The organism is Sphingobium sp. Ant17 (assembly GCF_000588875.1).
Classification (GTDB): domain Bacteria; phylum Pseudomonadota; class Alphaproteobacteria; order Sphingomonadales; family Sphingomonadaceae; genus Sphingobium.
Map to the genome: position 1 here is coordinate 16,281 of NZ_JEMV01000057.1, position 11,995 is coordinate 28,275.

General features: G+C 62.1%; 9 protein-coding genes and 1 tRNA gene. 6 read left to right on the top strand and 4 right to left on the bottom strand.

Features of this window, described 5'->3' with window-relative positions; genetic code table 11:
• Positions 1-8 precede the first annotated feature (8 nt).
• A complete protein-coding gene (locus BF95_RS25745) occupies positions 9-437 on the bottom strand; it encodes a response regulator (RefSeq protein WP_051520127.1) in 429 nt (142 codons plus the stop codon).
• Positions 438-749: 312 nt separating this feature from the next.
• Here BF95_RS25745 and BF95_RS19395 point away from each other — a divergent pair, with 312 nt between their 5' ends.
• From BF95_RS19395 to BF95_RS19410, 4 genes are all read left to right on the top strand, one after another.
• Positions 750-3,410 carry a cation-translocating P-type ATPase gene (locus tag BF95_RS19395; protein WP_051520128.1) on the top strand — a complete coding sequence of 887 codons (2,661 nt, stop codon included), beginning with the start codon at positions 750-752 and terminating at the stop codon, positions 3,408-3,410.
• A 63-nt stretch (positions 3,411-3,473) separates the two neighbouring features.
• The gene (locus BF95_RS19400; RefSeq protein WP_043153617.1) at positions 3,474-4,580 is read left to right on the top strand and encodes an Acg family FMN-binding oxidoreductase; all 1,107 of its coding nucleotides are present in this window, start codon (positions 3,474-3,476) and stop codon (positions 4,578-4,580) included.
• A gap of 186 nt (positions 4,581-4,766) precedes the next feature.
• On the top strand, positions 4,767-5,804 hold the full coding sequence (locus BF95_RS19405) for a zinc-dependent alcohol dehydrogenase family protein (RefSeq protein WP_043153619.1): 1,038 nt from the start codon (positions 4,767-4,769) through the stop codon (positions 5,802-5,804).
• Positions 5,805-5,865: 61 nt separating this feature from the next.
• Positions 5,866-7,248, top strand: a complete 1,383-nt coding sequence (locus BF95_RS19410) for an NAD-dependent succinate-semialdehyde dehydrogenase (RefSeq protein ID WP_043153621.1) — start codon at positions 5,866-5,868, stop codon at positions 7,246-7,248.
• 167 nt (positions 7,249-7,415) lie between these two features.
• On the opposite strand, the gene BF95_RS19415 is transcribed toward BF95_RS19410, so the two are convergent.
• From BF95_RS19415 to BF95_RS19425, 3 genes are all read right to left on the bottom strand, one after another.
• A tRNA-Glu gene (locus BF95_RS19415) sits at positions 7,416-7,490 on the bottom strand.
• Positions 7,491-7,782: 292 nt separating this feature from the next.
• Positions 7,783-8,571, bottom strand: a complete 789-nt coding sequence (locus BF95_RS19420; protein ID WP_043153624.1) for a SapC family protein — start codon at positions 8,569-8,571, stop codon at positions 7,783-7,785.
• Between the two features lie 110 nt (positions 8,572-8,681).
• The gene (locus BF95_RS19425) at positions 8,682-10,121 is read right to left on the bottom strand and encodes an FAD-binding oxidoreductase (protein ID WP_043153626.1); all 1,440 of its coding nucleotides are present in this window, start codon (positions 10,119-10,121) and stop codon (positions 8,682-8,684) included.
• Positions 10,122-10,199: 78 nt separating this feature from the next.
• On the opposite strand from BF95_RS19425, the gene BF95_RS19430 reads away from it, so the two are divergent.
• Entirely contained in the window at positions 10,200-10,628 is a 429-nt protein-coding gene (locus BF95_RS19430; protein ID WP_043153627.1) for a hypothetical protein, read from the top strand.
• A gap of 125 nt (positions 10,629-10,753) precedes the next feature.
• Positions 10,754-11,995 (top strand): DEAD/DEAH box helicase (locus BF95_RS19435; protein ID WP_043153629.1); only part of this gene is annotated, 1,242 nt, incomplete at its 3' end.

Here is an 11,995-nt window from a genome sequence, read left to right on the forward strand (position 1 = left end):
CGCGGCGATCATATATATGTCGAATTTCCCGTTATGTTCGGAGTGGTGTCGCGAAAAGTCGCGGCCACCGCCGAGAGCAAAGAGCTATCGCCGATCGAACGCTCTTCTATCCGATCGCCATTTTGCAATACTTCCCGCGTCACAGCGCTCTCAGGTGCGAGCCCATCCAGCAATATCGCTCTTCCATGCCAACCACTGGCCCGCATCCGGGTAAGAAGATCGAGACCGTCTATGCCTTCCATTTCAACGTCAAGGATGATGCAGGCGTAATTTCTGGAGTCCGGGTCGGCCAATAGGGCGGCACAGGTCGCGTAAGATTTCACATCATATTGTTCGGAGCGGAGCATGAGTTGGCGCGCGTGCCGCACGGCCGCGTTTCCATCAACAAGCGCCACCCCTGCTCCTTTGTCGGCCGGTGGGTGCAAAACATCTGTCATATATCATCCTCGAATTTCTTCGAGGATTGCATGTCGCGCGCTCATGGTCTGTACGTATTGAACGAGGTAACTCGTGTGGACCGCGTCTTCCTACTCTGGTTTGTCATAGCGCAAAGACGTCCGGGCCATCAGCCCGTATCTGTCGCCTGCGTAATTCCCGATGCTCCCCAGCATCGGCCCGTGCCTCTATGCGGGGCGCGTGAAGTCATATGTCGCGTGGCGGCGCAGGCCCGATCGGTGGGCTTGTTGCAACGGTGGCACGCAATGAGCGTGCTGACTGGGCTGCAATGTGCGGAGCTTGGAGCATAAGGAATGATCGCTGCCCGCCTGCTAGAGCGAACAGATACGCGCAAATTGCTGCCTTCGGAATCTCCCTGGCATGCCTTGCATGCAAGGCAGGTGATAGCGCTGACCAAAACGCGCGAGAGCGGGCTGAGTAGGCAGGAGGCGGCGGTTCGATTGGACCGTGACGGTGCCAACGCACTCGCCCCCCGACGGCCACAATCGCTGCCGCGGTTGTTCCTCCGCCAATTCAACAGTCCGCTCATCTATCTGCTGGTTGCTGCGGCGGCTGTGTCGCTGGGTCTCGGGCATGTCACCGACGCCGGGTTTATCGGCTTGGTCCTGATCGTCAACGCGCTGATCGGGACGATCCAGGAAAGCAAAGCCGCGACCAGTCTGAACGCTTTGCGGCATATGATCGGTCAGAGCGCATCAGTGCGGCGTGACGGCGCAATCGCGGTTATCGATGCCCGCGATATCGTCGTAGGCGACATTGTCGAGGTGGAGAGCGGGATGGCGGTTCCTGCGGATATACGCCTGATCTCCAGCAATGATCTTCGGATTGATCAATCGACGTTCAGTGGCGAATCCGCTCCGGTTGCCAAAGATGCCGACGATATTCTGGACGAAGGGGCGCCCGTAGGTGACCGCACCACGATGTTGCTTGCAGGCACGATGGTGGATCAGGGCCGAGGTGTCGGCATCGTGGTCGCAACCGGGCCAAGGACACGCCTGGGTGCCATCGATGCCACCTTGAAATCGACAGAGCCGACTCCGCCCCCGCTGGTTCTTCAACTCACGCGACTGGCGAGGCAGATCAGCATCGCCACGGTCGGCCTGATCGTGCCCTTTGCCATCATTCTCCTTCTGCAGGGACGGCCAGGGGACCAAGTGCTGCTATTGGCCGTCGCGCTCGCCGTTTCGGCAATTCCCGAAGGGCTGTCTATTGCCGTGACCGTCGCGCTGGCCGCCGGAAGCCGCCGCATGGCAGCGCGCAAGGTCATCGTCAGATCCCTGCCAGCGGTCGAGGGACTGGGGGCCTGCACGATGATCGCGAGCGACAAGACCGGCACGCTCACGCAGAATGTCCTGACTGTCGAACGCATCGTCCTCCCCGACGGCATGATGATGGATCGAACGCATTGGTCCGAACCCTCGCCAGCGCTGGCCGACATCCGGCGCGGCAGCGCCATCTGCAACGAAGCGGCCATAAGCGCGGAAGGGGCGCTGGTTGGGGATACGGTGGATACAGCGTTCCTGCGCTTTGCGGGTGAAGGTGGGGTGGACATTGCGGCGATCGGGATGCTCGCCCGGATGGACCTGCTGCCCTATGAACCCTCACGCAAATATTCCGGCGCAGCGGTCGATGAGGCTGCGGGGCGGCGCGTCTATGTGAAGGGCGCGCCTGAAACGATATTGCCCATGTGCGATCCTGTGTCGGATGCAGCCCGGACAAAGGCGACCGATATGACCAGCGCTGGCTTTCGCGTTCTTGCGCTTGCAGCGTCCAAGGCGGGGGCCGCAAGCGACGTCGATCTGACAGACCCCAAACATCTGGTTTTGCTCGGTTGGATCGGTTTGATCGATCCGGTGCGTCCTGAAGTCCCTGCGGCGATCGCAGCCTGCGGGGAGGCGGGGATCGGCGTGCGCATGGTGACGGGCGATCATCCTCGCACCGCGCTCACGATCGCCCGTCAGCTAGGGATAAGGGCGCACGACGACCAGGTGGTGACGGGCACGCATTTGGCGAACCTGGCGGACAGGCAGGAGGAACAGGCGGCACTGGTTTTGAAAGGCCGTGTGTTCGCGCGCATCGAACCCCATCAGAAGTTGCGTATCGTCCAGATCCTCGCGAACAGTGGGGAACTGATCGCCGTCACGGGCGATGGCGTCAATGACGCCCCGGCACTCCATGCCGCGCATATTGGCGTTGCCATGGGGCTGGCCGGCACCGACGTGGCGAGGGGGGCCGCCGACCTTGTCCTGGCGGACGATAATTTCGCGTCGATCGTCGCCGGTGTGGAAGAGGGTCGCATCACCTACGCCAATGTGCGCAAGATCGTGATCTTCCTGATTACAACGAGCATTGCAGAAATAGCCATGTTCCTGGGTGCGGTTGCCACCGGGCTGCCCATGCCGCTCACGGCGGTACAGCTGCTGTGGCTCAACCTTGTCACCAATGGCGCGCAGGATGTCATGCTCGGCTTCGGGCGGGGCGAGGGGGATGAACTCACCCGGCCCCCACGGCGTCCCACGACACCCTTGCTGGATCGCAGCGCCTTTGCGCTGATGATCCCTCCGGCTTTGACCATGACCGTCTTGGCGCTTTTCCTGGCTTTCCGGATGCAGGAACAGGGACTGCCGCTGGCGGACATTCAAAATGGCGTGCTGCTGATGGTCGTTCTTTTTCAGAACGTCTATGTTCTGTGTATGCGCAGCGAGCGAAGGCCACTGTTTCGCGAGCCGCTATTCTCCAACCCATGGCTGCTTCTGGGTGTCGCAACGGCCCTTGGCCTTCAACTCACGGCTATGTTCTGGAGCCCGCTCAGCAACTTGCTCGGAACCGCACCCGTCAGTCGGGACACGCTCCTATTCTGTCTGACCGCAACGGCGGCGACGCTGATCGTGACCGAGATAACCAAATGGGTGGTCGCCAAATGGCAGCGGGGCAGGGTGCATGGCGCCCTATAATAGCATGCACAAACGTCCCGCACCTTGGGCCGGAAACATCAGAACAATGATAGGACGCGCGACATGAAGCGACGACATTTTCTTGTCGGTGCAGCAGGCTTGGCGGCCGTTGGTGTCGGCGCGACGGGGGTGAGCCTGGCGCGAATGGGGTCGTCATCCGACTATGCCGATGCGACCAAGGCAATGCGCGCGGTGATCCCTCCGCACGCTCAAGCGCACGACTTCATCCGCTATGCCACGCTCGCCCCGAACGGCCACAATACGCAACCGTGGCAATTTTCGGTTGCGCCAGGGCGCATCACCATCCGTCCCGATTTTAGCAGGCGGACCGTGGTGGTTGACCCCGATGACCATCACCTGTTCATCAGCCTGGGGTGCGCCGCAGAAAATCTCGTGCTTGCGGCCGCGGCGCGGGGGTATCGGGGCGACGCACTGTTCGACCCCATGGGTGCCGGGTCGATTGACTTTGCCTATGGTCCCGCTGCCAAAGAGGCGTCGGCGCTGTTCGATGCCATCCCCGTCCGTCAGTCGACCCGCGCGCTATTCGATGGGCGAGCCGCCAGCCTGGCTGTGCTGCGCGCCCTGTCACAGGCCGGAACAAGCGCCGATGTCGACGTGGCGCTCATCACCGACCGGACGGCGATGGAAAGGGTGCGCCAACTTGTGGTCACCGGGAACAGCGCGCAGATGGCAGATCCCGCTTTCGTGCGGGAATTGAAAGCCTGGTTGCGCTTCAATCCGCGTCAGGCGCTGCAAGCGGGTGACGGACTATATAGCGTCGCCAGCGGCAATCCCGCACTGCCCGACTGGCTTGGCCCGGTGGCCTTCGACTGGCTATCCACGGTGCAATCGCAGAATGATGCATATTCCCGGCAGATTGCGTCGTCGGCCGGACTGGCGCTGTTTACCGGCGCGCGGGACGATCCGGCGCATTGGGTGGCGGTCGGTCGGGCCTGTCAGCGTTTCGCACTGCAGGCGACCGCGCTAGGGCTGAAACATGCCTTCATCAATCAACCTGTCGAAGTGGCAGCCCTGCGCTCTGATCTTGCAGGAATCGCTGGGATCCCGGGGCGCAGACCGGATATCCTCATGCGGTTCGGCTATGGCTCCTCCATGCCATATTCGCCGCGGCGACCCGTTGCCGCAGTCCTGCGCGATAGCGAAGTGTAGGCATCCGCCCACGCCAAAGCGGCCATCGCCACGCTTATCGGGGTCAAAGGACTGCGTACTTTCCGATCCTGATATGGCCAGCCGATGCGGTCTATCTTGCCCATGTTGATCCAGTCGCACGCGTTCGACTGAAAGGCCGCGCCGCCCCTGTTTTGGAGCGATGCGCAATCAGGAGCAAGCAGACCCATGAAAGCCCTTGTGTATAACGGTGTCGGGCAGAAAAGCCTCGAAGACCGACCCAAGCCCCAGCTTCAGGATCCGGGCGATGTGATCGTGAAGATGGTCAAGACGACCATCTGCGGCACCGACCTGCATATCCTCAAAGGCGACGTCGCAACCTGCGCGCCGGGCCGCATTCTGGGGCATGAAGGCGTCGGAACCATCGAGAGCGTTGGTACGAGCGTCACCATGTTCAAAGCCAATGACCGGGTGTTGATCTCGTGCATCTCATCCTGCGGGAAGTGCGACTATTGTCGCCGGGGCATGTATTCGCATTGCACGACGGGCGGGTGGATTCTCGGCAACGAGATTGACGGTACGCAGGCCGAATATGTTCGCATCCCCCATGCCGAAACCAGCCTCTATCCCATCCCCGAAGGGGTAGATGAGGATGCCATGGTAATGTTGAGCGACATCCTGCCCACCGGCTTTGAATGCGGCGTGCTCAATGGCAAGGTTGCGCCTGGATCGACGGTGGCGATCGTCGGCGCGGGGCCGATCGGTCTTGCGACCCTGCTGACCGCCCAGCTCTATTCTCCGTCCGAGATCATCATGATCGATGTCGACGACAGTCGGCTTGCCGCAGCGCTGACGTTCGGCGCGACCCGCACGATCAACAGTTCGGATGGTCAGGCGGCGGAACAGGTCAAGGCTTGGACCCAGGGCAGGGGCGTCGACACCGCGATCGAGGCGGTCGGCATTCCCGCTACATTCGATCTTTGCCAGCAGATCGTCGCCCCCGGCGGGATCATCGCCAATATCGGCGTCCATGGTCAAAAGGTCGACCTGCACCTGGAAAACCTATGGTCGCAGAATATCGCCATTACCACGCGTCTGGTCGATGCGGCCACCACGCCGATGCTGCTCAAAACGCTGCAATCCGGCAAAATCGACCCCAGCCTCCTGGTTACGCACCATTTCAAGCTCGATCAGATTCTCGATGCCTATGACACGTTCGCACGGGCGGCGGAAACCAAGGCGCTCAAGGTGATCATCGACGCCTGATCAAGACAATGACGGCGACCGAGCCGGATCGTCATGCATCCAAACAGAAAGCCGATTCCCAATGACATATCAAAGCCGCAATCCATTCGACGGCAAACTTGTCGCATCCTTCGAGTCGCTCGGCGACGCGGCGCTAGAAGCCAAGGTCGCAGCCGCGCAGGCCTGTTTCGAGACCTGGCGCCACACATCCTTTACTGACCGCGCAGCGATCATCGCCAAGGCCGGCGACCTGCTTCACGCGCGCGCCGATGACCTCGCACGCATCGCGACGATGGAGATGGGCAAGCGGATCGGCGAGGCGCGGGGCGAAGTCGAGTTCAGCGCGCGGATCATGGCCTATTATGCCGAGCATGCCGAACGCTTCCTGGCACCGGTCACGCTCGACCCGACCAATGGCGAGGCGCATATGGAGAGTAGCCCGCTGGGCGTAATCTTCTGTGTCGAACCCTGGAATTTCCCCTATTATCAACTCGCGCGGGTGGCAGGCCCCCATCTGATGGCGGGCAATACGCTGCTGGTGAAGCATGCCGGTATCGTACCGCAATGCGCGATCGCGTTCGAGGAACTGATGATCGAGGCGGGGGCACCTGTTGGCCTCTACACCAATGTGCTCATCAGCCACGACCAGTCCAACGCGCTCGTCGATGATCCGCGCATCAAGGGGGTCGCCCTGACCGGCAGCGTCGCGGCGGGCCGCAGCCTCGCCGCGCGTGCGGGGCATAATCTGAAAGTCTCCTCGATGGAGCTTGGCGGCAGTGACGCCTTCATCGTCCTGGAGGATGCCGATCTCGATCTCACCGTGCCCTGGGCCGTGTGGGGACGAATGTATAATAGCGGCCAGACCTGCTGCGCCGCCAAGCGTTTCATCGTCGTCGAGAGCATGGCGGACAAGTTTCTCGACAAGTTCCAGACGGCTCTGGCGGCACTCAAGGCGGGCGATCCGATGGACGAGGCGACCACGCTGGCACCGCTGTCGACCGAACAGGCGCTCCTCGATCTTATAGGCCAGGTCGATGGCGCGGTGGCGAAGGGGGCGAGGGTCGTGATGGGCGGCAAGCGCATCGACCGTTCCGGTTCGTTCATGGCACCGACCATCCTTACGGACATCGCACCGGACAATCCCGCCTTCCGCGAGGAGTTTTTTGGGCCGGTCGCGCTCTTCTTCCGGGTCAAGGATGAGGGCGCGGCCATCGCGCTCGCCAATGATTCAGACTTTGGCCTCGGTGGTTCGGTCTGGACCAAAGATGTGGCGCGCGGGATGCGGGTTGCCGGCCGTGTCGACACGGGCATGATGTTCATCAACAATATCGACTGGACCGATGCCGAACTTCCGTTCGGCGGCCTCAAACATTCAGGCTATGGGCGAGAATTGGGCGACATGGGCATCCAGCAGTTCGTCAACAAGAAACTGGTTCGTACCCACGCGGTCAAAGCTCCGGCCTGATCTCTCGTTGACGCCAATGGCGGGCGGCATCCGGCATATAGGTCGGGTGTCGCAGCCTTTGAGGACTCTCGCGAAAAGACGAGAATATCCTCATGCATCGGCCGTTCGCGCTAAATGAACTCGATTTCTCAAATTTCCGATCAAATCAATGCGATAAAACGCTTGATTGGTGACCCCTACGAGAATCGAACTCGTGCTTCAGCCGTGAGAGGGCCGCGTCCTAACCGCTAGACGAAGGGGCCATGGGACCGCGCGGAGCGGTCGGCAGAGGCGGGCTGTAGGCAGAGGGGCTGGCCGCGTCAAGTGAAACAGCGCTTCGCCCGAACCTCATAAAAAACCACCCCATGCAGAGCATGGGGTGGCCAAGGTTCAGGGAGGAGACGCCTCCAAAGGGGGAGACGCCCATACGATACACCCGAAAGGGGGGCAGGTGCACCGCATGATTGATAGATAGGGCAGGATGCTTCGCCTTACAAGGGGAGAAGCAACGCCCTTTCTATCAATTATTTGAACCGTTTCGGGTTAATTCCCGGTTCAGGCTTCAGCAGGCTGCGGCGCAGCGGGCAGGGCAATCGGCCCCTTGCCCTGCGACACCTGCGTTTCGAAAATCTCGCGCATCAGCTGCAACGAGAAGAGATGGGCGTAGATCAGGGGCAGCATGCCGTTCTGGTTGATCTTGCGCAGCTGGTCGCCCCGCATGTCGCGCAGCTTTTCCTCGTTGATCATGCGAAAGCCGCGATAGACGAAGGGTTGCTCGTTGAGGGGCGTCTGGATCGAGACTTCACCGTCCATCAGCAAATCCATTTCCTGCAATTCGCGCACGAACTGGCTGGTGCGCGCTGCGGCTTGTTCGAAATCTTCGCAGAATTTGAGAACGCCCTGGGTCAGGTCACTAGGCTTGCCATCCTCGAAAAGGGCGTTGCCTTCTTCGAACGCGCCCACAGCCGAGCTGGTGGGGTCAAAGCACAGCGACAATTCCTCGCTGTCGGGACGCAGCTTGGCCAGCATCCAAGGGTAACGACGCACATAGGCCGGAACATAGGCCGGTCCGCGCAGCTTGCCTTCATCATCGACGAAGACGTTCACGCCTTCGTTAAGGCCCATCAGCGCCAAAGGCACCGAATCGTTACCCGACGAAAAGATGATCGGCACGAAGCGCTGGGCCGAGACGAATTCGTCGATCGTCAACGGCACGGCATGCTGGCTGACCAGGAACGGTGCCGCGTCAACCGTGCGGGTCCGGAAATCGACATGGTCGACGCTGCTGAGCGGCATCAGGTCATTGTAGAAGATCGGCAGATTGTTCGCGGGCGCACTGGCCATGGTCCGTTTTCCATTGTTGGAGGCGGCGGTTTTTCAGGCCGGCCGCGGGTCTTATGAATGGGGCAGGGCGATAAAGACCTTGGCGACGCCGTGCAATCGCTTTGTCGCGCTCACGCCTCCCCGGGCAATGGTATCAGCTTGCCGGGGTTCATGATGCCTTTGGGGTCGAAGGCCGCTTTTATCGCACGCAGCGCGCCGATCCGCGCCGGGCTGGCCAGCCGCCCCAGTTCGGCGCGCTTCATCTGGCCGATGCCATGTTCGGCCGAGATCGATCCGCCCGCCGCGACCACCGCATCATGGACGAAGGCGTTGATGGCCTGGCCCTGCGCCGCGATCCAGGCCGGGCCATCGCTGGTGCCCTTTGGCGCGCGGACATGGAAATGCACATTGCCATCGCCCAGATGCCCGAAGGAGGAGGCGGTCGTGCCGGGAAAGCGTATCTGCGCCGCCTCCGCTGCTTCGATCATGAAGGCGGGCATCCGCGCGACCGGTACGCTGATGTCATATTGCAGCGCCGGTCCCTGTGCTTTTTCCGATTCCGACAGGGATTCGCGAATGCGCCAAAAGGCATCGGCCTGCGCCTCGTTCGCAGCGATGGCAGCGTCGATCGCGATGCCGCGTTCGAGCGCATCGGCCAGCGCATTTGCCAGCCGTTCCGCAGGACTGGGATCGTTTAGATCGGGATGGTCCACCTCGATCAAAACATGCCAGGGTGCGCGCGTCTCGATCGGGCTGCGCGTGCCGGGGATATGCCCCAGCACGAAGCCCAGGGTCTCATCAGCGATCACCTCGAACCCCTCGACACTGTCGCCCAATTGCGCTTCTGTCAGCCGCAGCAGCGCCAGCGCGTCGGCAGGGGAGGCGACGCCGACCCAGCCGACCGCACGGGCCGCAATAACCGGAACCAGTCGCAAGGCGGCGGCTGTGACGATACCGAGCGTGCCTTCTGCGCCGATCAAGAGCTGCTTGATGTCATAGCCGCGATTATCCTTCTTCAGCGCGTCCAGCCCGTCGAAGATGCTCCCATCGGGCAACACGGCCTCCACCCCCTCGACCAGCGCACGCATCGTGCCGTGACGCAGCACCTGCGTGCCACCTGCGTTGGTGGAAACCAGCCCGCCGATCGTCGCCGATCCCTTCGCGCCGAGGCTTAACGGAAAGCGCCGCCCCGCATCCTCCGCCGCGTCATGCAGCACGCTCAGGATCACGCCTGCCTCGCACACCGCCAGATTATCGTCCGCCGACAGGCTGCGGATCGCGTTCATCCGCCGCAGCGACAGGATCAGCGCCGATCCGTCGGCGGGCGGCGTTGCCCCCCCGACCATCGACGTATTGCCGCCCTGCGGCACCAGCGCGACGCCCAGTTCGGCGGCCAGCGCGACCGTCGCCGCCACTTCCTGCGTCGACGCAGGCGCCAGGATCGCCGCTGCCACACCATGATAGCGACCGCGCCAGTCGCTGGTCCATGGTGCGATGTCGTCCGGGTCGGTGACGACGCCCTTCGGACCGAGCAGGGCTGCGAAGCGGGCAATGATGGGCTGTTCAATCATGGGACGCTTCTATGCCTGCAAATTCATCGACGGTTCAACCATTCGTCGATAGCGTATCATTCCCATAAGGGGTCCGCTTTGTTTCATTCCATCCTGCTATTGCTTGCCGCGCCCGGCGCGCAGCCCGTGCAATGGGCGCAACTGACGATCGAACGGCGCGTCATCGTGCGCGTGCCCATGGCCCGCAAGGGCAAGGCACCCACGCGGATCACGCCCGATGCCGCTGATGATTGGGACGAGAAAAAGGGGCCGCGCTGCATCGCGCTGCGCTCGATTCGCGCCGCCAGCATCATCGTGCGCAATGGCGTCGATCTCATCCTGGCCGACCAGCATCGCTATCGCGCCCGGCTGGAGAAGGGCTGTGATTCGGCGGGCTTCTATTCCGGCTTCTATGTCGAGCCGGATGCGGACGGATCGCTCTGTTCGGGCCGCGATGAATTGCAGGCGCGCAGCGGTATGAGCTGTGCGATCGACAGTTTCCGCCGCCTCGTCGCTGCCGACGATTGATTGCGATCCTCAAGCCCCAAATTGCGGGATTTTCTTGACAAGTGGCCGATATTTCCGCAATGCGCGGCCGATTTCCATCGTGCGGACTGGCAGGATGGGGCAACCTCCTGTTCCCGGACCATTGAATGACTTTTGCCGATCTCGGCCTTTCCGACGAATTGCTCAGGGCCGTAGCCGAATCTGGTTATGACACGCCCACCCCCATTCAGGCGCAGGCGATTCCTTCCGTTCTGATGATGCGTGACATCGTTGGTGTCGCGCAGACGGGGACCGGCAAGACGGCCAGCTTCGTGCTGCCGATGATCGACATTCTCGCCCATGGCCGCAGCCGCGCGCGCATGCCGCGCTCGCTCATCCTGGAGCCGACGCGCGAACTCGCCGCGCAGGTGGCCGAGAATTTCGAGAAATACGGCAAATATCACAAACTCTCGATGGCGCTGCTGATTGGTGGCGTATCGATGGGCGACCAACTCGCGGCGCTCGAAAAGGGTGTGGACGTGCTGATCGCGACGCCGGGCCGCCTCATGGACCTGTTCGGTCGCGGCAAGATCATGCTCAACGGCTGTTCGCTGCTCGTGATCGACGAAGCCGACCGGATGCTCGACATGGGCTTCATCCCCGATATCGAGGAAATCTGCACCAAGCTGCCCGCGCAGCGCCAAACGCTTCTTTTCTCTGCGACGATGCCGCCGGTGATCAAGAAACTGGCCGACAAATTCCTCTCCAACCCCAAGTCGATCGAAGTCGCGCGCCCCGCCAGCGCTTCGATCAACATCACCCAGCGGTTGGTGAAGGTCGATGCGCGCAAGAAGCGGACCGTCCTCGCCAAGATGCTGGCGGAGGCCGACGTGACCAGCGCGGTCATCTTCTGCAACCGCAAGACCACGGTGCGGGATCTGAACAAGAGCCTGCAACGCGACGGCTTCAAGTCGGGCGAAATCCATGGCGACATCGACCAGGGTTCGCGCATCGCCGAACTGGAACGCTTCCGCGCGGGCACCGTCAATATTCTCGTGGCGTCCGACGTCGCGGCGCGCGGGCTGGACATCAAGGGCGTCAGCCATGTGTTCAACTATGACGCGCCCTGGCACCCGGACGATTATGTCCATCGCATCGGCCGTACCGGCCGCGCGGGCGCTAGCGGAGTCGCCTACACCTTCGTCACCGAAGCGGACGCCGAAGCGATCGACAATATCCAGAAACTGATCGGCACCAAGATCGAAGTCGTCGGCGCGGCCGAAGCGATTGCTGCGGTTGAATCCACCGAAGAAGCCGCCCCTTCGCGTGCGCCGAGGGGCCGCAAGCCCCGCGCGGCAAAGCCCGCCGCCGACAAGCCTGCCCGTGCCAAGGAACCGCAGGCGCAAGCC